Below are 22928 nucleotides of genomic sequence, written 5' to 3'. Positions count from 1 at the left end.
CCGACCGCGCGCGGTCAGGGAGCTCAGAGCGGCATCTCCCGCACGATCCGGCGGACCAGGCGGATGAACTTCGGCTCCACCTCCCGGGCCACGGCGATGACCTGCTCGTGGGTCACCGGTTCCACCACCTCCCCCGTGGCCATGTCGGTGATGGCGGTCAGGCCCAGCACCCGCATGCCCATCTGTCGGGCCGCGATGACCTCGGGCACCGTGGACATCCCCACGGCGTCGGCGCCCCACCGGGCCAGCATGCGCAGTTCCGCCGGCGTCTCGTAGGACGGCCCGGAGACCGCCACGTACACGCCGCGGCGCAGCAGGATCTGCTCCTCCACGGCCGCGCGCTCGGCCAGCTGCACCAGCGCCGGGTCGTAGGGTCGGGAGAGGTCGGGGAAGCGCGGGCCGAACGCCTCCTCGTGGGGACCGATGAGCGGGTTCGTGCCCATGGCGTTGATGTGGTCGGTGATGACCATGAGGTCCCCCGCCGCCCATTGCCGGTTGAGCCCGCCCGCCGCGTTGCTCACCAGCAGCGTGCCGGCGCCGAGCGCGCGCATCACCCGGACGGGGAAGATCACCTCGCCCATGGTGTACCCTTCGTAGTAGTGGACGCGCCCCTGCATGGCCACGACGCGCTTCCCCTCCAGCGTCCCCAGCACCAGGTGGCCGCTGTGGCCGGCCACGGTGCTGCGCGGGAAGTGGGGGATGTCGGCGTAGGGGATGGTGGCCTCGCGCTCGATCACGTCGGCCAGCGCGCCGAGCCCCGAGCCGAGGATGATGGCCAGGGCGGGCTGTGTGCGGCTGCGGCCGCGCACGCCGCGCACCGCCTCCTCGACGCGCGGCGCCCATGCCGGCCACTCCCGTGCGCTCATCGCCGTCCCTCCTCGCTGAAGGGTTCCCCCGGCCCGTCCCACGGCACGCCCAGGTGGCGGGCGACGGTGGCAGCCACGTCCGCAAACGTTCGGCGCACGCCGAGATCGGTCCCTGCCGGCAGCCCCGGCCCCACCGCCAGCACCGGCACCAGCTCGCGGGAGTGGTCGGTGGAGGGTGTGGTGGGGTCGTTGCCGTGGTCGGCCGTCAGGATGAAGAGGTCCCCCGGCCGCAGCGCCGCCAGGACCGGGCCGAGGGCGGCGTCGATGCGCTCCAGCTGCCGGGCGTACCCCTCGGGGTCGTTGCGGTGCCCGTAGAGGGTGTCGAGGTCGACGACGTTGGCGACGCAGCAGCCCGCCTCCAGCGAGCGGAGCGCCTCGGCCAGGCGGGCCAGGCCGTCCAGGTCGTCGTGGGTGGGGACGTGCCGGGTGATGCCGCGCCCGGCGAAGAGGTCCCACACCTTGCCCACCGCCCACACCGGGACCCCGCGCGCGGCCAGGGCGTCGAGCACCGTGGGCGCCACCGGCGCCAGGGAGAAGTCCCGCCGCCGATCGGTGCGGCGGAAGGCGCCCGGGGTCCCGACGAAGGGGCGCGCGATCACTCGGCTGACGGTATGCGGCCCCTGCAGGATTCCGCGGGCCACCTCGCACCACCGGTAGAGCGTCTCCACCGGGACGATGTCCTCGTGGGCGGCGATCTGGAAGACGCTGTCGGCGGAAGTGTAGACGATGGGCGCCCCGGTGCGCAGGTGCTCGGCGCCGAGCTCCTCGATGATGGCCGTGCCGGAGGCCGGCCGGTTGCCCAGCACCGGACGGCCGATGGCCGCCTCGACGGCGCGGATGACCTCGGCCGGGAAGCCGTCGGGATAGGTGGGGAAGGGGCGCTCCAGGATCACCCCCATGAGCTCCCAGTGGCCGGTGGTGGAGTCCTTCCCGGCGGAGCGCTCCTGCAGCCGGCCGAAGGCGGCGGCGGGGTGCGGCACCGGGGCCACACCGCGCAGCGGCACGATGCGCCCCAGCCCCAGGCGCTCCAGGTGGGGCAGGCGGAGCGGACCGGCGACCTCGGCAACGTGGGGCAGCGTGGCGCTCCCCTCGTCCCCGTAGGCGGCGGCGTCCGGCGCCCCGCCCACGCCCGCGCTGTCCAGCACGAGGACCACTGCGCGGCCGGTCGTCGGGACCATACCCGCAGGACGAGGCCTCAGACCCCTAGCCAGTCTGGAGGCGTGCGGGCGCCTGCACGCTGGACCAGTTCCTTGTCCCAGGAGACGAGCGGGGCAGCGAGGACCTCCGCCGTCGCGACGTAGAGGGCATCCGCTGCCCGCAACAGGCGCTCGGTCCCCACGTCCCGGGCACGCGAAAGTAGCGATGAGTCTACGGGGTGCACCTGCAACGTGGGATGGGTGCGCAGGCGCCGGGCGGCTGCACGACCGACCGCCCCGTTCTGTGCCCGCCTGGCCAGGGCACAGGCCACCTCCAGGAGCAGCAGGGCAGGGGCATGGAGCGCCAGCTGACGCTCCCCGACGATGTGGAGAAACCGGCGGCTCTCCTGGTGGAAGCGGTCGCCCGGATCGAAGGAGGCGACCCAGACACTGGCGTCAACGGTGAGCACGCGCTACTCGAGCCGCCGGCGGTCTGCTGCCAACACCTCCGACGCTGTCGGACCGGGAGGCGCGTGGCGTAGCGACTCCTCTCCCAGGCGGATCCACGCCGCCAGCCACTCCTCGGACGACGTCTGGCGCGGCTCCGGCGGCTCCTCCGCCAACCACCGCTGGTAAAGCTCCATCGTCACGTCCCGGACGTGCTTACCGAGGAGCGCGCTCTTGGCTTTGACCCTCCGGTACAGTTCCTCGGGGATTTCAATGGTCACCTTCATACAGTAAACCAGTTTACCAGGTCCCCGTATACCTGTCGAACCAGCCTATACGCCCAGCCGTCGTGCCGTCAGCAGCAGCGAGGCCACCGACTTGGCGTCGCGGATCTCCCCGGCTACGACCCGCGCCACCGCCTCCGCCAGGGGCAGGCGGACCAGCGTGAGGTCCTCTTCTGCCGTCCCCTGCGGCGTGCCCAGGTGGAGGCCGGTGGCCAGGAAGCAGTGCAGCACTTCAGTGAGGACGCCAGGGGAGGGGTAGAGCGTCGCCAGCGGCTCGAAGCGCTCAGCCGTGGCCCCCGCCTCCTCGGTCAGCTCGCGGCGGGCGCAGTCGAGCGGGGACTCGCCCGGCTCCAGCGTCCCGGCGGGGACCTCGAGCAGCGTCGCCCCCACGCTGTAGCGGTACTGGCGCACCAGCAGGACCTCGCCCTCGGCGGTGAGCGGCACCACCACCGCGGCCCCGGGGTGGTCCACCACTTCGCGCACCGCCGTGCGGCCGTCGGGCAGGCGGACCTCGTCCACGCGCAGGCCGATCACCCGCCCCTGGAAGACGCGGCGGCTGCGCACCGGGACCTCCGGCGCCGCGGGCCCATCAGGGGCGTCGCCGGCGGGCGGCATGTCAGGAGGCCGGGGAGACGGCGGCCTGGGTCGGCTCGGGGTAGATCGGGGTCCCTTCCCGCTGCACCAGCGCGCGGAAGGCCTCCATCAGCTGGCGGGTGATGGGGCCGGGGCGGCCGTCGCCGATGGGACGGCCGTCCACCTCGACCACCGGCCCCACCTCCGCCCCCGTCCCGGTGAGGAAGGCCTCGTCGGCGGTGTAGAGGTCGTGGAGCGTGAAGACCCGCTCCAGCGCGGGCAGGCCGGCCTCCCGCGCCAGGTCCAGGACGGCGTCGCGGGTGACGCCCTGGAGGATGCCGAGGTACGGCGGGGGCGTCCAGATCTCGCCCCGCCGGACGATGAAGATGTTGTCGGCGCTGCACTCGCAGACGTAGCCGTCGTGGGAGAGCATGATGGCTTCGTCCACGTCCGCCTGGTTGGCCTCGATGCGCGCCAGGATGTTGTTCAGGTAGTTGAGGGACTTGATGCGCGGGTTCAGCATGTCGGGGCGGATCTTGCGCGTCCGGGCGGTGACGGCGCGCAGCCCGCGCTCGTAGGCCTGCGGCGGGTAGAGCTGGATGGCGTCGACGATGATGACCACCGTGGCCCCGCGGCACTTGCGCGGGTCGAGCCCCAGGTCGCCCACGCCGCGCGCGACGATGGGCCGGATGTAGGCGTCCCGGAGGCCGTTGCGGCGCACCGTCTCCAGGATGGCCTCCCGCATCGCCTCCCGGCTGAGCGGGATCTCCAGCAGCAGGGCGCGGGCGGAGTCGTAGAGGCGGTCGAGGTGCTGCTCCAGCCGGAAGATCCGGCCCTGGTAGGCGCGGATCCCCTCGAAGACGCCGTCCCCGTAGAGGAAGCCGTGGTCGAAGACGGAGATGCGCGCCTCCTCCCGCGGCACGAAGCGTCCGTTCAGGTAGACCTGCTGCATCGGCGTCACCTCGTTCGTCCCCGGCCGGCCGCCGCAGCCGTCGGCCCCGGGGCGGTGTGGGGTCAGCCCCCGGGGGCGCGGGCGGTCGCGCCGGCGGCGGCGGCGCGGGCCCGACGCAGGGCGGCCCCGACGAAGGCCTGGTAGAGCGGGTGGGGGCGGGTGGGGCGGGAGCGGTACTCGGCGTGGAACTGCGTGCCCACAAACCAGGGGTGGTCGGGCAGCTCGATGATCTCCACCAGGTCCTTGGCCGGGTAGATCCCCGTGACCCGCAGGCCGTGCTGCGTCAGCACCGGCAGGTAGGCGTTGTTGAGCTCGTAGCGGTGGCGGTGGCGCTCGCGGACCTCGTCCGTCCCGTAGGCCTCCCGGGCCAGGCTGCCGGGCTGCAGCCGGCAGGGGTAGCTGCCCAGGCGCATCGTCCCGCCCTTGTCGGCCACGCCGTGCTGCTCGGGGAGGAGGTCGATCACCGGGTGGGGCGTGTCGGGGTCCACCTCCGTGGTGTTGGCGCCGGCCAGGCCGCAGACGTGCCGGGCGAACTCCACCACCGCCCACTGCATCCCGTAGCAGACGCCGAAGAACGGCACCCGGGCCTCCCGGGCGAAGCGGATGGCCTTCACCTTCCCCTCCACGCCGCGCGCCCCAAACCCCGGGCAGACCAGGATGCCGTCGAAGGCGGCCAGGTGCGCGTCCACCTCCTCCTGGGTCAGCCGCTCCAGCTCCTCCGCGTCCACCTTGGTGACCTCCACCGCCGCCCGGTGGGCGATGCCGCCGTGGATGAGCGCCTCCACGATGCTGACGTAGGTGTCCGCCACCCCCATGTACTTGCCCACCAGGGCGATGCGCACGCGGGCCGTCGGGCGGCGTAGCCGCTCCACCATCTCCGCCCACTCCCGGAGGTCCGGCGGCGGCGTGTCCAGGCCCAGGCCGCGCACGATGGCCTCGCCGAGCCCTTCCGCCTCCAGCATGAGCGGGACCTCGTAGATGCTGTGGGGGGCGTCGAGGGCCTGGATGACGTTCTCCACCGGCACGTCGGTGAAGAGCGAGAGCTTCTCCTTGACCGCCGGCGTCAGCGGGTGGGCCGTGCGGCAGACCAGCACGTCGGGCTGGATCCCGATGCTCCGCAGCGTGGCCACGCTGTGCTGGGTGGGCTTGGTCTTCAGCTCCCCGGCCGCCGGGAGGTAGGGGATGAGCGAGACATGCACGTAGAGGACGTTGCCCGCCCCCACCGTCCGCTTCATCTGCCGGATGGCCTCGAGGAAGGGCAGGCCCTCGATGTCCCCCACCGTCCCGCCCACCTCCACGATCGTCACGTCGGCCTGCGCCTCGCGCACCACCCGCAGGATCTCGTCCTTGATCTCGTTGGTCACGTGGGGGATGACCTGCACCGTCCCGCCCAGGTAGTCGCCGCGGCGCTCGCGCGTGATCACCGCCAGGTAGATCTTGCCGGTGGTGGCGTTGTTGGCCTTGCCGAGCGGCTCGTCGATGAAGCGCTCGTAGTGGCCCAGGTCCATGTCGGTCTCGCCACCGTCCTCGGTGACGAAGACCTCGCCGTGCTGGTGGGGGTTCATCGTGCCGGCGTCGACGTTCACGTAGGGGTCGAACTTCAGGAGGCTGACGCGCAGGCCGCGGGCCTTGAGGAGCCGGCCGATGGAGGCGGAGGTGATGCCCTTGCCCAGCGCCGAGGCCACGCCACCCGTCACGAAGATGAACTTGCCCACGCCACCGCCTCCCTCCCTCCGGCAGCCCAAACCGATTCCTTATACACCGGCCGCGGGGGAGCGGCAAGGCGGTGCGTGACGGGCCGGCGGCCGGCCGCCGGCCCGCCGGCGCCACGCCACCGCGGCACGGGCGCCGGCCCTCACGCCCGCTCGCCCCAGGCCAGCTTGGCCCGCAGGATGCCGTAGAAGGACGGGCGCGACAGGCGGACGAGGCGCGTCACCGCCTCGGCCCGCCGCGCCACCACCCGCTCGCCCGGCCGCACCGGCTGCCCGGCCTGCCCGTCCACGGTGAGGCGCGGCTCCGCGTCCGGGCGGCCGGGCGGGTCGACCTCGATGGTCACCCGCGCGTCGGCGCCGACGATGACCGCCCGCGCGTTGAAGGTGTGCGGGTTGATGGGGGTGATGATGAGCACCTCCACCCGCGGGTGGACGATGGGCCCGCCGGCGGAGAGGGAGTAGGCGGTCGACCCCGTGGGCGTGGAGACGATCAGGCCGTCCGCCGGGTAGCTGGCCAGGAGCTCGTCGTTCACGTAGGCGCGCAGGCGCAGCACCCGCGCCACGCCGGTGCCGGTGACGACGGCGTCGTTGAGGGCCAGGTAGCGGTCGCGCGCGATCCCGTCCCGCTCCACGGCGGCCTCCAGCATCATGCGCGGCTCGACGGCAAAGTCCCCGGCGGCCAGCCGCGGGACGGCCTCCGGCAGCTCTTCCACGTTCAGCTCGGCGAGGAAGCCGAAGCCGCCGGTGCGCACGCCCAGCAGCGGCACGCGCCCGGCGCTGAGGCGCGCGCCGTGCAGGATGGTCCCGTCGCCCCCGACCACCACCAGGAGCCCCGCCTCGCCCGCGAGCGCCTCCGCCGGTGCGGTCTCGACAGGCACCGGGAGCAGGTCGGCGGCGGTGTCGCTCACCAGCACCCGGCGGCCCAGCGCGCGGAAGCGCTCCACCGCCGCCCCCACGGCCGCGGCCGCCTCGGAGCCGCGGCTGAGCTTGGTGGGGTTGATGAGGACGGCGACGGTCTCCATCAGGTGTCGCGGGCCTCCTCCTCGAGGGGAGCGGTCACCGCGGCCTCGATGGCAGCGGCGAGGGCCCCGTCGTCGAGGAGCAGGCGCGCCCCCCGCGCCGGGTCGGGGACGAGGAGGAGGAAGAACTCCCGGTTGCCCCTGGGCCCGCGCAGCGGCGAGACGGTCACCCCGGCCACCCCCCAGCCCTGGCGGCGGGCCCACGCCACCAGGTCGGCCAGCACCCGGCGGTGGACGGCGGGATCGCGCACCACCCCGCCGGGGGCCATCCCCCGTCCCGCCTCGAACTGGGGTTTGACCAGCGCCACGATGAGCCCGCCCGGGGCCAGCCGCCGCGCCACCGCCGGCAGCACGCGGACCAGCGAGATGAACGAGACGTCCACGGTGGCCAGCTGCACCGGCTCGGGGACGGTCCGCGCGTCGAGGTGCGCGGCGTGGGTGCGCTCCCGCACCACCACCCGCGGGTCCTGGCGCAGCCGCCAGTCGAGCTGCCCCCGGCCCACGTCCACCGCGTAGACGCGGGCCGCCCCGTGCTGCAGCAGGCAGTCGGTGAAGCCCCCCGTGGCAGCGCCCACGTCGAGGGCCACCGCGCCCCGCACGTCCAGCCCGAAGGTGCGCAGGGCGTGCTCCAGCTTCTCGCCGCCGCGGCTGACGTAGCGGGGACGGCGCGGCACCACGGTGATGGCGGCGCCAGTCGGGACGAGGCGTCCGGGCTTCGCCACCGGCTGCCCGTCCACCAGGACCTCACCGGCCAGGATCGCCGCCTGGGCACGCTCCCGGCTGGAGGCGAGCCCGCGCTCCACCAGCAGCAGGTCCAGGCGGCGCCGCCGCGCCTCTCGTGCGTTTCCGGCGCCACCGGCCCTCCGCGAGCGCGCCGGTGCCGTCATGAGGACAGCCCCCTCATGCCTCCCGCGCCAGCAGGAGCCGGGCCAGCCCGGCCAGCAGGTCGCCGCGGGCGCCCAGCGGCCGGAGCGCCTCCACCGCCTGCGCCGTGAGCCCTGCGGCGATCGCCCGCGAGCGCTCCACCCCGTAGACGGTGGGGTAGGTGAGCTTGCGACTGGCGGCGTCGCGACGGGCGTCCTTCCCCAGCGTCTGCGCCTCGCCCACCTCGTCCAGCACGTCGTCGATGACCTGGTAGGCCAGCCCCAGGTGCGCCCCGTAGGCATCGAGCGCCTCCAGCTCCTCGGAGGACGCGTCGCAGAGGATCGCCCCGGCCCGCACGCACGCACGAATGAGGGCGGCGGTCTTGCGCCGGTGGATGTCCGCGACGGCCGAGGCGAGGTCGCCCGGCCAGCCGGGCATGGCCGGCTGGTCGGGCCTGCGCTCCGCCAGCAGGTCGAGGACCTGTCCGCCCACCATGCCCCCGGTCCCGATGGCCGCTGCCACCTCGCGCACCACCGCCGTGGCGGCCTCCGGCCGCACCCCGGGGACGGGGCGGGCCAGCAGCTCGAAGGCCAGCGCGTGCAGGGCGTCCCCGGCCAGGACGGCCATGGCCTCGCCGAAGACGCGGTGACAGGCCGGCCGCCCGCGGCGCAGCGCGGCGTCGTCCATGGAGGGCAGGTCGTCGTGGATCAGGGAGTAGGTGTTGATCAGCTCGACGGCGCAGGCCGTGGGCAGTACCGGCTCGACCGCTCCGCCCACCGTCTCCGCCGCGGCGATCACCAGCAGCGGGCGCAGCCGCTTCCCGCCGGCGAAGACGCTGTAGCGCATGGCCCGGTGGAGAATGGCGGGGAAGGCGTCCTCGGGCGGCAGCCAGGCGTCGAGGGCCGCGTCCACCCGCGCCGTCCGGTCGGCGGCGTAGGCGTGCAGGTCGGCGGCCAGGGCGCGCTCAGCCAATGGTGAACCCCTGCTGCCCGCGGGGCGCCGCCCAGGTCACCTCGGCGTGCTCCACGACGGCCCCGCGCGGTCCCTCGCGCACCCGGCGCACGAAGGCTTCCACCGCCGCCCGCGGGCCCTCCGCTTCGATCTCCACGCTGCCGTCCGGCAGGTTGCGGGCGAAGCCGGCCAGCCCCAGGCGGGCCGCCTCGCGCTGGGCGAAGAAGCGAAACCCCACCCCCTGGACGAGCCCGCGCAGCCGCACCCGCGCGCGGACGACGGCGGCCTCCTCCACGGTCACTGCCCCTGCACCCGGGAGAGGCGCTCCCGGTAGACGGCGCCGAGGACCCCGTTCACGAAGCGTCCCGAGTCCTCCGTCCCGTACTTCTTCGCCAGCTCCACCGCCTCGTTGATGACGACGTTGGGCGGGGTGTCCATGGCCAGCAGCTCGTAGAGGGCCAGGCGCAGCACCGCCCGGTCCACCGCCGGCATGCGGTCGAGCGTCCACCCGCTGAGGTGCTCGGCGATGAGACGGTCGATCTCCGCCCGGCGCGCCCACACCCCGCTGCACAGCTCAACGATGAAGGGCCACTCCTCGCGAGGCCGCTCCGCCCGCACCTGCTCGAGGACGTCCTCGAGCGGGGCCTTCCCCACGTCGGCCTGGAAGAGGACCTGCAGCGCCACGTCGCGCGCCCGGCGCCGCGGGCTCATCGGGTCACGCGCCCCGCCGGCTCATGGCTTCACGCGCTCGATGTACTCCCCGGTCCGGGTGTCCACGCGGATGCGGTCGCCGGTCTCGACGAAGAAGGGCACCTGGACCACCGCCCCGGTCTCCAGGCGCGCCGGTTTCCCTCCCCCGTGCACCGTGTCGCCCCGCACGCCGGGGGCGGTCTCCACCACCGCCAGCTCCACGGCGTTGGGCAGCTCCACACCGAGGGGCCGGCCGTCGTGGAAGACGACCTGGACCTCGGTGTTCTCCCGCAGCCACCGCGTGGCGTCGCCCAGCAGCGCCGCGTCCAGGGAGACCTGCTCGAAGCTCTCCTGGTCCATGAAGACGTAGTACGTCCCGTCGTGGTAGAGGTAGAGCATCGGCTTGCGCTCCATGAACGCCCGCGGGTAGCGCTCCTCGGGCATGAAGGTGCGCTCGGTGATGGCCCCGGTCTTCAGATTGCGCAGCCGCGTCCGGACGATGGCCGTGCCGCGCCCGCGCTTGATGTGCTGGAACTCCATCACCACGTGCAGCTCGCCGTCGATCTCCACCACCATGCCCGGCCGGAAGTCGTTGGCCGCGATCATGCCCTCCCCTCCCCGTCTTACACCTCCAGCAGGTCTTTCGGCAGCCCGGTGAGGACCTCCACGCCGCCGTCGCGCAGGACCACCAGGTCCTCGATGCGCACCCCGCCCCACCCCGAGCGGTAGATTCCCGGCTCCACGGTGAGGACGACGTCCGGCTCCAGCGTCGCCTCCTCCCGCGGCGAGAGCGTGGGCCCCTCGTGCACCTCCAGGCCCACCCCGTGGCCCAGGCTGTGGCCGAAGGCCTCCCCGAAGCCGGCGGCGGTGAGGAGGTCGCGCGCCAGCGCATCCCCGGCTTTGCCCGTCATCCCCGGGCGCAACCCCGCCTCGGCCGCCTCCTGGGCCCGCCGCACCGCCTCGTAGACGCGCCGCTGCTCCGCGGTGGCGCGGCCCACAACCACGGTGCGGGTGCAGTCGGAGCGGTACCCCCCGACGACCGCCCCGAAGTCGAAGGTCACCAGGTCCCCCGCATGCAGCGGGCGGTCGGACGCCCGCCCGTGGGGCATGGCCGAGCGCGGGCCCGAGGCCACCACCACGTCGAAGGCCAGCGCCTCCGCTCCCGCGCGGCGCATCTGGAACTCCAGTTCCAGCGCCAGCTCGCGCTCGCGCACGCCGGGCCGTACCAGCGGCAGCACGGCGCGGAACGCCGTATCGCCGATGGCCGCCGCCCGGCGGATGCGCTCCACCTCCTCCGGGTCCTTGCGCCAGCGGATCCGGTCGAGGCCGGCCACGGGGACCAGCTCCACCTCCGGGAGGCGCTCGGCGAGCTGCCGCCACTGGGCCACGGTCAGGACCTCGCTCTCGAAGCCCAGGCGGCGCACCCCCAGGTGGCCGACCAGCTCCGCCAGGCCTTCGGCCATGTTGCTCACGCGGACGTGCCGGGCCTGCGGCGCCTCTTGGACGGCCTGGTCCAGGTAGCGGAAGTCGATCAGCAGGTGGACCTCGGTCGGGGTGAGCAGCGCCACGCCGTCCCGCCAGGTGTCGTGGGACGGGCCCCCGCCGGTGAAGCCGGTCAGGTAGGTGCGGTTCTGGGGCTTGAGCACGACGAGGGCGTCGAGCTGCTCCTCCTCCAGGCGGGCCCGCGCCCGCAACAGGCGCTCATCGAGCGGCAGCCACACAGCAGACATACAGCAGGATGATAGCAGACCTCACCACCGTGGCCCCTGCGGGCGCCGACGCTCCACCGTCACGCCCCGGGCGCTCAAGCGCGTCAGCCAGACCTCCACGCCGGGGAGGCGGCGGAGCGCGGCCGCCGCGGCCCGTGCGCGGCGGGCATCTTCCAGGACTCCGTAGACCACCGGTCCGCTGCCCGACAGACCGGCCACCACGGCCCCGTGCCGGCGCAGGACGGCGGCGAGGTCCCGGACGATCGGGTGGCGCCGCTCCACGACGGCTGAGAAGACGTTCCCTGCGGCCTTGCCGAGCGCCCGCAGGTCGCCGGCGGCGAGGGCCCGAGCCGCCGCGGCCACGTCCGGCCGCGGCACCCGCTGGACACGGTGCTCCCGCTCTCGGGCCGCTCCCGGGTGGGCCCCACGGGCCCGGTCGAGGGCCGCATAGGCCCAGGCCGTGGAGATGGCCACAGGCGGCCGGGCCAGCACGACGGGCAGCGGGGGGAGCGCGGGCAGGGGCTCGAGCCGATCCCCCCGTCCCCTCCCCAGCGCCGCCCCACCTCTGAGGAGGAAGGGCACGTCGGCCCCGAGGGCTGCGGCCAGTGCGTGCAGCGTCGCCGCATCCGCGCGCAGGCGCCACAGGCGCGCCAGACCCACGAGGGCCCCCGCCGCATCGGCGCTGCCGCCGCCCAGGCCGGCCGCCACGGGGATCGCCTTGTGCAGGGTGATCCGGGCGCCCGCCCGCACGGCAAAACGCTCGCGGAGGCGCTGCGCCGCCTGCACCACCAGGTTGCGCTCGCTGAGCGGCACCCCCGAGGCCGCCGCCCCGGGCGCCAGCGCCAGCTGGATCGCGCTGCGGTGGGGACGCAGCATCAGGGTGTCGTGCAGGGCGATGGTGTGGAGTACCGTGGCCACGTCGTGGTACCCGTCAGGCCGGCGCCCCAGGACGTCGAGGGCCAGGTTGATCTTGGCCCGGGCCCGGACGACGAGTGTCGGCTGGGCTGCGGGGCGCCGGCCGCGCAGACTCCGCCGTGGGGCCGCGGGGCGGGCAGCTGCCCTCACGCCCGCCCGCGGGTGGTGTCGCTCACCCGGGCGGCTTCCGCGCGGGCCCACCGGTCGGCTTCGAGGATCGCCTCCAGGTCCGGCTCGGCCACAGGGGTGTGGGCCTCCACGACACGGCGCACCACCCGCACGATGTCCCCAAACGGGAGCGCCCCGGCCAGGAAGCGGGCCACCGCCACCTCGTCGGCGGCGTTCAGCACCGCCGGTGCCGTCCCGCCGGCGCGGGCCGCCTGGCGGGCCAGGGACAGGGCCGGATAGCGGTCGGGGTCGGGACGCTCGAAGGTCAGGGGGCCGAGCGCGGCCAGGTCCAGATGCCCGAAGGGCGCCGGACGCCGCTCCGGGTGGTGCAGGGCGTGGTGCAGGACGATGCGCATGTCCGGCAGGGCCAGGATGGCCTTCACGCTGCCGTCGACGAACTCCACCATCCCGTGGACCACCGCCTGGGGGTGGACCAGCACCTCGATGCGCTCGGGCGGCAGACCGAAGAGGTGGCTCGCCTCGATGACCTCCAGCCCCTTGTTCATCATCGTGGCGGAGTCGACCGTGATGCGTGGCCCCATGCGCCAGACCGGGTGGGCGAGGACCTCCTCGGGCGTCACCCTGTCCAGCGTCTCCAGGGGTCGGCGCAGGACGGGGCCGCCCGAGGCGGTGAGGACCACCCGGGCGACACTCTCCGGGGCCTCGCCGGCCAGGCACTGGAAGAGGGCGTTGTGCTCGCTGTCCGCCGGCACGATCACCGCACCGCGGCGGCGGGCGGCCGCCAGCAGCAGGGGGCCGGCCGCCACCAGGACCTCCTTGCTGGCCAGGGCGATGCGCTTTCCCCACTCGGCCGCCGCCAGGGTGGGGCGCAGGGCCGCGATCCCCACGATCCCCACCACCACGACCTCGGCCTCGGGGTGAGTGGCCGCGGCCACCAGACCCTCGGGGCCCCCCACGACCACGGGGCCGCCATCCGCCGGGCCGGGGGTCTCGGGTGCACCGGCGGCGGGCGAGACAGCGTCGCCCAGGCGTCGGCGCAGCGCCTCGGCCGCCTCAGGGTCGGCGACGGCCACGAGCTGCGGCCGGGCACGCTCGACCTGGGCCGCCAGCCGCTCGATGTCACGACGCGCGGCCAGCGCCACGACCCGCAGACGCCTCGGGGAGGCGAGCACGACTTCGAGCGCGGCCCGGCCGACCGACCCGGTCGAGCCCAGGATGGCCACGCCCCGGGGGGCGGTCACGCGCCGCTCCCTCCCGCGGGGGCACCCCGGCCTTCCCGTCCCTCCGGCCTAGCGACCCCGCCCGGAGCGGCCGCCTCCGCCTGGGCCTCACAGCTACGCCGCGCCACCAGGACCACGGCCATCGCGGCGATGGCCTCGCCGCGGCCCAGTCCGCCCACGCGCTCGTGGGTCGTGGCCTTGACGCTGACGGCTTGCGGGTCCAGGGCGAGGATCGCGGCGATCACCTGGCGCATCTGCGGGATGTGCGGAGCCAGCGGGGGAGCCTCGGCGACCACGGTGGCGTCGACGTTCACGGGGACGTAGCCCTGCTGCGCCAGCAGCGAGGCCACGGTGCGCAGCAGGTCGGTGCTCGGCGCTCGGCGGTAGCGCGGGTCGTCCGGCGGGAAGTGCCGGCCGATGTCCCCCTCCCCCACCGCCCCCAGCAGCGCGTCGGCCACCGCGTGCAGGAGGACGTCGGCGTCGGAGTGCCCCTCGAGCCCCAGCGGGAAGGGGATCGTCACCCCACCGATGACCAGCGGCCGCCCTGGAGTCAGCCGGTGGACGTCGTAGCCGATCCCTACCCGCACGTCGCCGCCTACCCGACCGGCTCCGGAGCGGCCGCCCCGCGCCCCCGCAGGATGGCTTCCGCCAGCCGCAGGTCGTCCGGGGTGGCGATCTTGAGGTTGTCGGGCGAGCCCTCGACCACGGCCGGCGCGTAGCCCATGGCCTCCACCAGGGCGGCGTCGTCGGTGGCCAGCAGTCCCGTGGCCCGCGCGTAGGCATGCGCCTGCCGCAGCAAGTCGGCGCGGAAGGCCTGCGGGGTCTGGGCCAGCCACAGCGACGAGCGGTCCAGGGTGCGGGTCACCCGGTCCCCCTCGACGACCTTGACCGTCTCCGCCACCTTCGTGGCCAGCAGCGCCGCGCCGGTCGTCCGGGCCGCCGCCACCACACGGGCGATGGCTTCCGGCGTCACCAGCGGGCGGACGCCGTCGTGCACGGCCACCACGGCGACGTCTGGAGGCAGTGCGGCCACGCCCAGCCCCACCGACGCCTGCCGCGTCGGCCCCCCGGCGACCACACGCATGACCTTGCGGCAGGCCGCCGCCCGGGCCAGCGCCCACGCGCGCTCGACGTCCTGGCCGCGGACGACCAGCACCACGGCCTCGACGGCCTGGCAGCGCTCGAAGGCGGTCAGGGTGTGGAGGAGGATCGGCTGCCCGGCCAGCAGGCGGAAGGGCTTGGCCTCGCCGGGACCCATGCGGGTCCCGTCGCCGGCAGCCACGATGAGGGCGCACATCTCGGGCACGGCCCGTAGCATAGCAGGCCGCGCCGCGGTCGCCTATGCCAGAAGCACCGGGAGGGCCGCGGTCTCGTCGCCACGACGCGCTCGCGCGCCCCCGGCGCCCGCCCGGGGGAGGGGGGACGTCGGGACCCGGGGCGCGGAGCCGCGTCAGGCTGAGGCCTGCGGCCCCCCGCGATCGGTCCTTGGGGTGTGGGGTTCCTCCTCCTCGGCATCGCGCAGAGCCTGCCGGAACTCCCGCAGGGCCCGGCCTAGCGAGGCGCCGAGGCCCGTGAGGCGCTGCGGGCCGAAGACCAGCAGGAGGACCAGCAGGATCACCGTCAGCTCCATCCATCCGACGTTCGGCAGCATGCGCTCCGTCCTCCCCTCGGCGGCGTCAGGGCGTGAAGCCCGGGAACCCGCGCTCGGCCAGCCACCCCAGGAGGCGGTCCCACGCCCGTGGCGGAGCGGCGATCCCCGTCCGATCGGCGGCGGCCAGCAGGCTGTCGGTACTCACCTCCCCGACCATCGTGAGGCGCCACCCGCCGTAGGCCCAGTGCACCAGGCGCTGCAGGCCGATGTCGTGCACCCACACCGCGCCGCCGGCGCGGTCCAGCCGGCGGCTACCAACCGGCGGCCGCGGCGACGCACCCGGCTCGCGCGAGACGAGCAGCGTGCTCGCGCCGTCGGAGTAGATCGTCTGCCAGGTGGGACGGGGACCGTCCAGCAGGTAGTCGGCCACGCGCCGGAAGCCCTCGGGGGTAGCGACGGTAAGCGAAGGCCGCCCCAGACGCCTCGCCGCCTCTTCGGGGGTGACCGCGCGTGCGGCGGGGCGGCGCTTCAGGCGCAGGTCGGGAGGCGGACCGACCCGCGCCGCCCAGCCGGCCGGCAGCAGCTCCAGCGACAGGAACGCCGTCAGCTGCACCAGGCGGCCGTCGGGGCTCACGCGCTCGGAGCGCAGCGCCAGCCCCGTCGTCCGGTCCACGTCGATCCGCCGCGTCGGACGGTCCCCGCTGCGCGGCCGCAGCTCGATCCGGTCCACCGGCCGGCCCAGCAAGGTCGCCGTCCCGCGGACCACCGTGTAGTTGTCCTGCAGCAGCGGCAGATGCCCTGTCGCAAAGTCATCGTCGAGCTGCTCGGCCGGGTCGCGGGACGACCAGGTCCCGCGGCGGGTGGCGGGGTCGTAGCGGATCACCTCGTGGGCGCGGCGCAGGACCACCCACCGGCGGGCCGTCCCCACGGGGCGGTACTCCAAGCGGGTCCACCCCTGCGGATCGTGCTCGACGCGCACCAGCGTCACCTGGACCCCCCCGCCCAGGTGCGTGGCCACCAGCTGCTCTCCCCGGTACGCCACATCCGTTGCGGCCCGGGCGGCGCGGATCAACGGTGCCGCCGGCGGCGACGCCCGCACGGGTGCGGCCGGGGCCAGCAGCAGGAAGGCCACGGCCACCGACAGCAGCGGGATCACGGCCGTTCCCCCCTGAGGCCGTGGAGCGGCTCGTACGGCCACGCGTCTGTCAGGTACCCGGCCAGGGTGATGTCGGCCAGGGGGTGGAGCATGGAAGCCTCGGCGTGTTGTCGGAAGTGCGCGCCGGGCAGGGTGCGTTCCGCCCCGCGGTCCACGGGCAGGTTCAGCGCGAGGGCCAGCAGCGCCCCCGCACAGGCCGCGGCCACCATCCACCGGAGGCGCGTCCTCCGCCGCCGCCTGGCCGCGATGCGCGCCAGCACCTTCGGCAGCACCCACGGAGGGGGTTCCGGGTCGGGGAGGGCGCGGAGGAGCCGGCGGACGGCGGTCAGGTCTTCCAGGACGCCGTGACAGGCCCGGCAGGCGGCCAGGTGGGCGGCCACCCCGGTGGCCTCCTCCGACGGCAGCGTCCCGTCGAGGTAGGCGGTGAGCCGGTCGCCCGGGTGGCCGTCCGTCACGCCTCTTCCCGCCTCAGCGCGTCCACGTAGGGGCGCAGCCACTCCCGCAGCGCCAGGCGGCCCCGGTGCAGTCGGGAGCGGAGTGTGCCCACGGGGCAGTGGAGGATGGCCGCCGCGTCGTCGTAGGGCAGGCCCTCCAGGTCGACCAGGACGACTGCCGCGCGGTACTCGGCAGGGAGGGCGGCCAGCGCCCGGCGCACCGGGCCGTCCAACGCCTGCAGCAGCGCTGCCTCGGGGTCGCCCTGCGCGCCGGCCGGCAGCGCGCCCTCCGGCAGGTCGTCCAGGGAGAAGACCTTGCGGCGCTCCCGCCGGGTTCGGTCGAGGAACGTCGTGTAGAGGATGCGCATGAACCAGCGGTCGAACCGCGTGCCCGGCCTGAACCGGCTGAAGGCGAGGAAGGCTTCCTCCGCGGCCTGCTGCATCAGCTCCTCCGCCTCGTCGGCACGCCCGGCCAGCCGGTAGGCGAACCGGTAGGCCTGCGGCCAGTGCCGCGACAGCAGGGCGGCAAAGTCGCGGGGCGTCGCCTCTCCCGCCGCCCCTCCGGCATCCTCCGGCACCGGCCGCGCCCGCGCCCAGGCGTCCTTCACCGACCGCCCACACGAGGGTGGTGGGCGCGGCGGACCCGCGCCCACCCGTCACCTCACTTCAGGATCGTCACCGTCACCGCCTCGAAGCCGGCCGGCTTGTACTCCCCCGCCACCCGGAGGAGCTCTCCGGCCTTCAGCGCGCTCTTGTTCACCGCCTTGCCCTTCAGCAGGAACCGGGTTCGCGCGCGCTCGGTGATGGTGAGGTGGTCCCCCACCTTGACCCCGGTGCCGCCGATGACCTTCGTGACGGTGATCTCGAAGGTGTCCCCGGAGACCTTGACGACCTTGCCCTCGACCACGAAGGACCGGGGCCGGGGCTGCGCGGCCGCCGGGGCCTTGGTGGCCGGGGCGGCGGCCAGGGCGGACGGGACGGCGAGGGCCAGGACAGCCACACCGATCACGGAGAGCACGAGCGCATGCCGCATCGGTCATCCCTCCTCGCAGCAGGGTCTCACCCTGCAAGCGCGCGAGGCGGGCAGGGAGTTCCCGGTGGGAAGGGCGGTGAGGTCGGGTCGAGTCGGCCGGTCGCTGCCCGCTCAGGGCCGTGCGGCCGGACGCGTCCGGTCGAGGTAGGTCTGCAGCACCCTGGCCGCCTCGTCGTGCCGCTCCGCCATGAAGAGGGCGTCGTGGAGGACCAGGTAGGCCGACAGCCAGGCCGGATCGCGCTGCACCGCCTCCCGCAGGGACGCGATCGCCCGGGGGAGGTAGCCGGCGGCGTAGGGAGCGAGGCCGGCCCGCCAGAGGCGGTAGGCGTGGAAGTAGGCCACGCCCAGCCAGTAATGGGCGCGGGCGTTGGCCGGGTTGGCGGTGATGGCCGCCTGGTAGGGCTGGATGGCCTGCTGGAACGCCGCCTCGCTGGCGTAGACGCGGCTGGTGTCGAAAGGCGGCACGGCGGACGGCGCCTGAGCGGCGACCCGCCCGGCGGCGAGGGGAAGGAGCAGCAGCACGAGGAGCGCCGCGTGGGCGGAGCGCACGGGCCGGCGGGTCCCGGGCAGCACGGCGAGTCGCCGCACCGCTCCGTCTACTGCACCGCGAAGGTCCACGACGCGCTCCACTGACGACCCCCGTTGGTGGCCGCCGCGGCCACCCGCCAGCGGTACGAGGTGGCGCAGGCCAGGATGAGCGTCGCCGTGGGCGCGTCGGCATCGGTCTGCGCCGAGGTCACCAGGGCGCCGCTGGTGGCGTTGTAGACCTCGATGACGTAGTGGTTCGCATTGGTCACGGGGCTCCACGAGAAGGCGAACGTCGCGCCACAGGGCAGCGTGGCCCCGCTGGGCGGGGAGATGAGCTGCGGCGCCTCCAGGAGCCACCCGGTGCCGAGTCCCACCAGGCTGCACGCGGAGAGCGTCAGGGCGAGAGTGGCAGAATGAAGGTGTGACGCCAGGAGCTGTGCATGGGTTGAACACCACCTCGGAGAAAGCTCCGGCCACGGCCGCCTCAGGGGCGGGGCGCCGGCGGGTCGACGACCTGCGGGGTGATGATGAAGATCACCTCGGTCTCCGTCCGGTCGGTCGTGGTGCGGCGGAAGAGGGAGCCGATCACCGGGATATCCCCCAGCAGCGGCACCCGCACGATGGTGCGCCGCTCCTGGGCGCTGATCAGGCCGGCGATGACGATGGACTCGCCGCTGCGGGCCTGCACCACCGTATTGGCCCGGCGGGTGGAGAGGCGCGGTACCGGCCCCGCGGCGGTCTGCAGGAACTCGATCACCGAGCTGACCTCCGGCGTGATCTGGGTCGTGATGATCCCGTCGCGTCCCAGCCGCGGCGTGATCTCCAGCACGACCCCCACCGGCTTGAAGGTGAAGGTGATGCGGCCCTGGGCGTCCACCTGGGGGATGGGGATCTCCTCGCCCAGGTTGACCATCCCCTTGTTGCCGTCCAGGACGGCCAGCCGCGGCGCGGTGATCACGCGGGCGCGCCCGTCGCGGATGAGCGCCGTCAACCGGCCGAAGATGTCGAAGGTGGAGACGCCCACCGTGATCTGGTTCGGGAAAACCCCCTGGATCTGGGTGATCGGCACCCCGGTCAGCCCCCAGTCCAGCCCGGCGTCCCGCAGGACGGTCGTGCTGATGTCCACCACGCGGGTCTCGATGAGGATCTGGGCGATCTTGATGTCGAGGCTCTGCAGGATCTTCTGCACCTGCTCCTGCTGGCTCGGGGTCCCGAAGACCACCAGCGCGTTGGTGCGCGGGTCGATGGCCACGCGGATCCCCGGCACCGCCGCGGCCACCGCCGCCCGCGCCTGATCGGCGTTGGCGAAGCCCAGCATGTAGACCACGGGCTCGGGCGCCTCCGGGGGCGGGGCCAGCTTCTCCGCCGACATGACGATGAGGTTGCGTCCCACCCGGCGGAAGCCCAGGTTGTTCGCCTCCAGGATGAAGCGCAGCGCCTCGTCGCAGGTGACCTCGACCAGCCGGACGGTGATGGTTCCGCGCACGGAGGCGTCGGTGACGATGTTGAAGCCGCACAGCTTGGCCAGCGCGGAGAGGACGTCGGCGATCTCGGTGTTGCGCAGGTCGAGGGTGATGCGACCGCCCTGGGCCGGCGGGGGCGGCTGCTGCGCCGGGGCCTGGGCCAGGCGCGGTCCGGACGCCGCGGCCACAGCCTGCCGGGGCGCCGTTGCGAGGGCGGGCGCCCGGGTCCCCGCCGTCGGGCGCGGGACGGCCAGGCGCGCCACCACGAGCCCCGGCCCCAGGGCCCGCACCTCATAGGCGGTGGGCGCGGCCAGGTCGACGGTGATGCGCACCACCGGCGGGGTGCGCTGCCACTGCCCGCTCCGCACCCGCCGCACCGGCCCCTGACCCACCTCGACCACGGCCGGCACGCCGTGGGCCAGGACCGCGCCGGGGAGGTCGACGACCAGGCGGGTGGGGGCGTCGAGCGTGGTGGTCGTGAAGGTCAGCCGCCCCGTGGCGCTCACCGCCACCTGGACGATGCCGGGGAAGGCTTTCACCGTCACCCCGGTGACCCGGGCGGCCGCGGCCTGGGCCGGCCAGGCCGGCGCACCGATCAGCAGCGCCAGCGCCAGGCAGGCCACGGCGAGGCGCGTGCGGTGGCGCGTCGTCAGGAACCCCTTACGAGCCACGGACCAGGGAGTGGGCGACATAGGGTGGGTTCACCTCTTCGGCACGCAGTTCGAAGTTCTCGCCGTCTTCCTGCAGGATGACGATGCCGTTGGTCGCGTCGATCTTGATCACGCGGACGCGGTCCTCGATCAGCTCGCCCACGGACACGATCCACGTGCGGTTGCTCACCCGGATGATGGCCACACCCCCGCCATCCCCCAGCACGCCGACGAGCTCCGCCCCGGCGGCGAGCCGCTGCGGAGACGGCGGGGCAGTGGGAGCCTCAGGGACGGGAGCCGGCGGCGACCCGGGCGCCGCCGGCGGCTCCGGGCTGGGGAAGAGCGGCGGGGGCAGCGGTGCCGGCGGAGGGACCGGTGCCGGTCGCACGGGCGCCGCCGCGGCCGCGGTCTGCGGCTTCACCAGCGGGGCGAAGGGGTCGGCCCGCCCGGCCGCCTGGGGAGGCGGCGGCGGTGGGACGGCCGCCGGTGTAGGCGGCGGCGGCATCACGCCGCCGCCGGGGCCTGGGGAAGCAGCGGCGGGTGCAGGAGCCGGCGCGGGGGAGGGCGCCGAGCCGACCACGGCCGATCCCCCGGTGGGCGGTTGAGCCCCGCCGGTCAGCAACAGGTAGGCGATCCCCACGACGAGCACCCCGATGATGCCCGCCATCGCGGGGTTGCGCCGGACGTAGGAGAGTAGGCGATCCATCAGGCAGGCTCCTCTGTCGACCGAGTGGTCGTGACCCCGGCAGGGGGCTCGGGGCGTCTCCGGCTCTTCGTGACCGGGATCACCCGGCCACCGACAGCCGTGGCGGTCCGTGGCCGTACTCGTTCCCGCGATACCCAAAAGTAATTCGGTCTAGACGCACTGTGATCCTGCATTTGACGCCTCTCCGCACGCGGTTCCCGCTCTTCCGCCGTCTCACCCGAAGTACCACCGGACGAGGGAGGCCCCCCAGAACAGCCCTGCCAGGCTGCCGAGCGCGAGGAAGGGGCCGAAGGGGATGGCGTCCTTCCGCCGGCGTAGTCCCAGCAGGATCAGGGCGATGCCCACGAGCCCCCCGGCGAGGAAGCTGAGGAAGAGGGCAGCGGCGATGGTCGGCCATCCCAGGAAGAGGCCCATCACGGCGGCCAGCTTGACGTCACCGCCGCCCATCCCGCCCCGGCTGACCACAGCGACGGCCAGGAAGAACGCTCCGGCCCCCACGCCGGCCAGGACCCGCTCCGCCAGGGCGGCGGGGCCGTCGGGCAGCGCCAGCAGCAGGCCCGCGGCCATCCCCGGGTAGGTCACGGCGTTGGGGATCAGCCGGTGGTCCAGGTCGACGAACACGACGACCACCAGGATCAGCACGAAGAGGGCGGCGCGCAGGCCCTCCCAGGTGGGGCCGAAGGCCCGCCAGACCGCCACGAAGAGCAGGGCCGTCAGCGCCTCCACCAGCGGGTAGCGCCACGAGATGGCCGTCCCGCAGTGGCGGCAGCGGCCCCGCAGCAGGAGGAAGCTGAGGAGCGGCACGTTGTCCCGCGCGGCGATGGGGTGGCCGCAGGCCGGACAGCGCGAGCGCGGGGCCACCACCGACTCCCGGCGCGGCACCCGATAGATCACCACGTTGGCGAAGGAGCCCACCATGGCTCCCACCACCGCCGCCACCAGCCCCTGCACGGCCGTCATCCGTCCTTCCGGTCCTCCTTTCCCATCGGCCCGCCCGGGCCGGTTTGCGGGTGTCGCCGCGCCCCTCCCGAGCCCGGGCCTCCCCTCCCGCACCGGGGCCTCCGCCAGCCGGAGGGGCAGGAAACCGCCTCAGCCGACACGAAACGGGGCACATACATCGATGGTGCAGGGTACGGGCCCCGGACTCGTGCCCTGTGACGACGGACCGCTCGATCCGCAGCCCGCGCGCGCCGGGCTGCCCGACGCAGAGGAGGCTCACCCGTGCGACTCGCCGCTGTCGGTCTTGCGATCGGAGCGATTCTCGGGGGTTCGCTCCCCCTCCTGGCCCAGCAGCCGCCCGTCGCTCCCTCCCCCGTGCTCATCGTGCCCGGCCACAGCGTGGCCGGCGTCGTCCTGGGCCGCTCGGTGCGGTCGGTGATCGCCCGGCTCGGCCCGCCGGCGGAGATGCGCACGGTGCGGGAGGGGACGCTCCTCCTCTTCACCCGCTTCGGCATCACCGTCTACGCCGACGGGGACACCATCACCGCCGTCTCCGCCTCCAACAGCCTCCTGCGCACCCCGGAGGGGATCGGGCTCGGGGTGAGCGAGGCGGAGGTGCGCCGGGTGTACGGCGCGCAGTTCAGCCCGGCCGTGGTCGAGGGCCTGGCCGGCATCGCCTACGACCACCTGGGCCTGGCCTTCGGCTTCGAGCGGGGCAGCGTAGCCGTCATCCTGGTCTACCCGCCGCGCACCGAGGCGCACGCGGCCTTCGTCTCGCTGCCGCGGGTGGAGACCCTCAAGCCCTTCTCGCCGGAGACGCGGTTCATGTCGCTGGCCGGGTACCTGCGCTACCTGGTCTTCGAGCAGAGCGGCATCTGGCTCTCCTACGCCGAGGCGGGACGGATCATCCGCGAGCAGGCGCAGGTGCGGGGCTGAGCGTCGGGGCCTGGGGGAGCCTCTA

General features: G+C 74.5%; 28 protein-coding genes and 1 pseudogene. 1 reads left to right on the top strand and 28 read right to left on the bottom strand.

What is annotated here, in order from left to right:
• Positions 1–23 precede the first annotated feature (23 nt).
• The 28 genes and pseudogenes from RB146_05255 to RB146_05120 form a co-directional block, all read right to left on the bottom strand.
• On the bottom strand, positions 24–866 hold the full coding sequence (locus tag RB146_05255; protein ID MDQ7828387.1) for a purine-nucleoside phosphorylase: 843 nt from the start codon (positions 864–866) through the stop codon (positions 24–26).
• Entirely contained in the window at positions 863–2044 is a 1182-nt protein-coding gene (locus RB146_05250; protein ID MDQ7828386.1) for a phosphopentomutase, read from the bottom strand. The genes RB146_05255 and RB146_05250 overlap by 4 nt, the downstream gene beginning before the upstream one ends.
• Before the next feature lie 17 nt (positions 2045–2061).
• On the bottom strand, positions 2062–2472 hold the full coding sequence (locus RB146_05245; protein MDQ7828385.1) for a PIN domain-containing protein: 411 nt from the start codon (positions 2470–2472) through the stop codon (positions 2062–2064).
• Positions 2473–2475: 3 nt separating this feature from the next.
• A complete protein-coding gene (locus RB146_05240; GenBank protein ID MDQ7828384.1) occupies positions 2476–2736 on the bottom strand; it encodes a hypothetical protein in 261 nt (86 codons plus the stop codon).
• Positions 2737–2781: 45 nt separating this feature from the next.
• Positions 2782–3297 carry an NUDIX hydrolase gene (locus RB146_05235; protein ID MDQ7828383.1) on the bottom strand — a complete coding sequence of 172 codons (516 nt, stop codon included), beginning with the start codon at positions 3295–3297 and terminating at the stop codon, positions 2782–2784.
• A 52-nt stretch (positions 3298–3349) separates the two neighbouring features.
• Entirely contained in the window at positions 3350–4258 is a 909-nt protein-coding gene (gene ilvE / locus RB146_05230) for a branched-chain-amino-acid transaminase (GenBank protein MDQ7828382.1), read from the bottom strand.
• A gap of 62 nt (positions 4259–4320) precedes the next feature.
• Complete coding sequence (locus RB146_05225; GenBank protein ID MDQ7828381.1) at positions 4321–5973, bottom strand: CTP synthase; 1653 nt, start codon at positions 5971–5973, stop codon at positions 4321–4323.
• A gap of 140 nt (positions 5974–6113) precedes the next feature.
• Complete coding sequence (locus RB146_05220) at positions 6114–6992, bottom strand: NAD(+)/NADH kinase (protein ID MDQ7828380.1); 879 nt, start codon at positions 6990–6992, stop codon at positions 6114–6116.
• Positions 6992–7876, bottom strand: a complete 885-nt coding sequence (locus RB146_05215) for a TlyA family RNA methyltransferase (protein MDQ7828379.1) — start codon at positions 7874–7876, stop codon at positions 6992–6994. Before RB146_05215 ends, RB146_05220 begins: the two co-directional genes overlap by 1 nt.
• 13 nt (positions 7877–7889) lie before the next feature.
• On the bottom strand, positions 7890–8825 hold the full coding sequence (locus RB146_05210; GenBank protein MDQ7828378.1) for a polyprenyl synthetase family protein: 936 nt from the start codon (positions 8823–8825) through the stop codon (positions 7890–7892).
• Positions 8818–9099 carry an acylphosphatase gene (locus RB146_05205; GenBank protein MDQ7828377.1) on the bottom strand — a complete coding sequence of 94 codons (282 nt, stop codon included), beginning with the start codon at positions 9097–9099 and terminating at the stop codon, positions 8818–8820. The genes RB146_05210 and RB146_05205 overlap by 8 nt, the downstream gene beginning before the upstream one ends.
• Positions 9100–9101: 2 nt before the next feature.
• On the bottom strand, positions 9102–9515 hold the full coding sequence (gene nusB / locus RB146_05200; GenBank protein MDQ7828376.1) for a transcription antitermination factor NusB: 414 nt from the start codon (positions 9513–9515) through the stop codon (positions 9102–9104).
• 21 nt (positions 9516–9536) lie between these two features.
• Positions 9537–10100, bottom strand: coding sequence for an elongation factor P (gene efp / locus RB146_05195; protein ID MDQ7828375.1), 564 nt, complete (start codon positions 10098–10100; stop codon positions 9537–9539).
• Positions 10101–10117: 17 nt separating this feature from the next.
• Complete coding sequence (locus RB146_05190) at positions 10118–11224, bottom strand: Xaa-Pro peptidase family protein (GenBank protein MDQ7828374.1); 1107 nt, start codon at positions 11222–11224, stop codon at positions 10118–10120.
• 21 nt (positions 11225–11245) lie between these two features.
• Complete coding sequence (locus RB146_05185) at positions 11246–12268, bottom strand: 4-(cytidine 5'-diphospho)-2-C-methyl-D-erythritol kinase (protein MDQ7828373.1); 1023 nt, start codon at positions 12266–12268, stop codon at positions 11246–11248.
• Positions 12265–13488: a 1-deoxy-D-xylulose-5-phosphate reductoisomerase gene (gene dxr, locus RB146_05180; GenBank protein ID MDQ7828372.1), complete on the bottom strand. Its 1224-nt coding sequence runs from the start codon at positions 13486–13488 to the stop codon at positions 12265–12267. The genes RB146_05185 and dxr overlap by 4 nt, the downstream gene beginning before the upstream one ends.
• Positions 13489–13583: 95 nt before the next feature.
• A pseudogene (gene ispF / locus RB146_05175) lies at positions 13584–14054 on the bottom strand (2-C-methyl-D-erythritol 2,4-cyclodiphosphate synthase).
• A gap of 8 nt (positions 14055–14062) precedes the next feature.
• A complete protein-coding gene (gene ispD, locus RB146_05170) occupies positions 14063–14785 on the bottom strand; it encodes a 2-C-methyl-D-erythritol 4-phosphate cytidylyltransferase (protein ID MDQ7828371.1) in 723 nt (240 codons plus the stop codon).
• 132 nt (positions 14786–14917) lie between these two features.
• Positions 14918–15118, bottom strand: a complete 201-nt coding sequence (gene tatA, locus RB146_05165) for a twin-arginine translocase TatA/TatE family subunit (GenBank protein ID MDQ7828370.1) — start codon at positions 15116–15118, stop codon at positions 14918–14920.
• Positions 15119–15143: 25 nt separating this feature from the next.
• Entirely contained in the window at positions 15144–16214 is a 1071-nt protein-coding gene (locus tag RB146_05160; protein MDQ7828369.1) for a sigma-E factor regulatory protein RseB domain-containing protein, read from the bottom strand.
• Positions 16211–16669 carry a zf-HC2 domain-containing protein gene (locus RB146_05155; protein MDQ7828368.1) on the bottom strand — a complete coding sequence of 153 codons (459 nt, stop codon included), beginning with the start codon at positions 16667–16669 and terminating at the stop codon, positions 16211–16213. Before RB146_05155 ends, RB146_05160 begins: the two co-directional genes overlap by 4 nt.
• Positions 16666–17256 (bottom strand): sigma-70 family RNA polymerase sigma factor, encoded by a 591-nt coding sequence (locus RB146_05150; protein ID MDQ7828367.1) that lies wholly within the window; start codon positions 17254–17256, stop codon positions 16666–16668. Before RB146_05150 ends, RB146_05155 begins: the two co-directional genes overlap by 4 nt.
• 53 nt (positions 17257–17309) lie before the next feature.
• Positions 17310–17681: a hypothetical protein gene (locus RB146_05145; protein ID MDQ7828366.1), complete on the bottom strand. Its 372-nt coding sequence runs from the start codon at positions 17679–17681 to the stop codon at positions 17310–17312.
• A gap of 111 nt (positions 17682–17792) precedes the next feature.
• The gene (locus tag RB146_05140) at positions 17793–18269 is read right to left on the bottom strand and encodes a tetratricopeptide repeat protein (GenBank protein ID MDQ7828365.1); all 477 of its coding nucleotides are present in this window, start codon (positions 18267–18269) and stop codon (positions 17793–17795) included.
• 8 nt (positions 18270–18277) lie between these two features.
• Complete coding sequence (locus RB146_05135) at positions 18278–18583, bottom strand: hypothetical protein (GenBank protein MDQ7828364.1); 306 nt, start codon at positions 18581–18583, stop codon at positions 18278–18280.
• A 110-nt stretch (positions 18584–18693) separates the two neighbouring features.
• On the bottom strand, positions 18694–20364 hold the full coding sequence (locus RB146_05130; GenBank protein ID MDQ7828363.1) for an AMIN domain-containing protein: 1671 nt from the start codon (positions 20362–20364) through the stop codon (positions 18694–18696).
• Positions 20333–21028, bottom strand: a complete 696-nt coding sequence (locus RB146_05125) for a hypothetical protein (protein MDQ7828362.1) — start codon at positions 21026–21028, stop codon at positions 20333–20335. Before RB146_05125 ends, RB146_05130 begins: the two co-directional genes overlap by 32 nt.
• 213 nt (positions 21029–21241) lie before the next feature.
• The gene (locus tag RB146_05120) at positions 21242–21988 is read right to left on the bottom strand and encodes a prepilin peptidase (protein MDQ7828361.1); all 747 of its coding nucleotides are present in this window, start codon (positions 21986–21988) and stop codon (positions 21242–21244) included.
• Positions 21989–22249: 261 nt separating this feature from the next.
• Here RB146_05120 and RB146_05115 point away from each other — a divergent pair, with 261 nt between their 5' ends.
• Positions 22250–22903 carry a hypothetical protein gene (locus tag RB146_05115; protein ID MDQ7828360.1) on the top strand — a complete coding sequence of 218 codons (654 nt, stop codon included), beginning with the start codon at positions 22250–22252 and terminating at the stop codon, positions 22901–22903.
• Positions 22904–22928 lie beyond the last annotated feature (25 nt).

It is taken from the genome of Armatimonadota bacterium (genome assembly GCA_031081585.1).
GTDB lineage: Bacteria > Sysuimicrobiota > Sysuimicrobiia > Sysuimicrobiales > Humicultoraceae > Geohabitans > Geohabitans tengchongensis.
This window is presented reverse-complemented; position numbering and strand designations above follow the sequence as displayed.

What these genes read in the sequence shown, in the direction of transcription:
- RB146_05255 (MDQ7828387.1), bottom strand. Translation starts at nt 866, where the DNA reads ATGAGCGCACGGGAGTGGCCGGCATGGGCGCCGCGCGTCGAGGAGGCG.
- RB146_05250 (MDQ7828386.1), bottom strand. Translation starts at nt 2,044, where the DNA reads ATGGTCCCGACGACCGGCCGCGCAGTGGTCCTCGTGCTGGACAGCGCG.
- RB146_05240 (MDQ7828384.1), bottom strand. Translation starts at nt 2,736, where the DNA reads ATGAAGGTGACCATTGAAATCCCCGAGGAACTGTACCGGAGGGTCAAA.
- ilvE (MDQ7828382.1), bottom strand. Translation starts at nt 4,258, where the DNA reads ATGCAGCAGGTCTACCTGAACGGACGCTTCGTGCCGCGGGAGGAGGCG.
- RB146_05220 (MDQ7828380.1), bottom strand. Translation starts at nt 6,992, where the DNA reads ATGGAGACCGTCGCCGTCCTCATCAACCCCACCAAGCTCAGCCGCGGC.
- RB146_05215 (MDQ7828379.1), bottom strand. Translation starts at nt 7,876, where the DNA reads ATGACGGCACCGGCGCGCTCGCGGAGGGCCGGTGGCGCCGGAAACGCA.
- nusB (MDQ7828376.1), bottom strand. Translation starts at nt 9,515, where the DNA reads ATGAGCCCGCGGCGCCGGGCGCGCGACGTGGCGCTGCAGGTCCTCTTC.
- efp (MDQ7828375.1), bottom strand. Translation starts at nt 10,100, where the DNA reads ATGATCGCGGCCAACGACTTCCGGCCGGGCATGGTGGTGGAGATCGAC.
- RB146_05190 (MDQ7828374.1), bottom strand. Translation starts at nt 11,224, where the DNA reads ATGTCTGCTGTGTGGCTGCCGCTCGATGAGCGCCTGTTGCGGGCGCGG.
- ispD (MDQ7828371.1), bottom strand. Translation starts at nt 14,785, where the DNA reads ATGCTACGGGCCGTGCCCGAGATGTGCGCCCTCATCGTGGCTGCCGGC.
- tatA (MDQ7828370.1), bottom strand. Translation starts at nt 15,118, where the DNA reads ATGCTGCCGAACGTCGGATGGATGGAGCTGACGGTGATCCTGCTGGTC.
- RB146_05145 (MDQ7828366.1), bottom strand. Translation starts at nt 17,681, where the DNA reads ATGCGGCATGCGCTCGTGCTCTCCGTGATCGGTGTGGCTGTCCTGGCC.
- RB146_05130 (MDQ7828363.1), bottom strand. Translation starts at nt 20,364, where the DNA reads ATGTCGCCCACTCCCTGGTCCGTGGCTCGTAAGGGGTTCCTGACGACG.
- RB146_05125 (MDQ7828362.1), bottom strand. Translation starts at nt 21,028, where the DNA reads ATGGATCGCCTACTCTCCTACGTCCGGCGCAACCCCGCGATGGCGGGC.
- RB146_05120 (MDQ7828361.1), bottom strand. Translation starts at nt 21,988, where the DNA reads ATGACGGCCGTGCAGGGGCTGGTGGCGGCGGTGGTGGGAGCCATGGTG.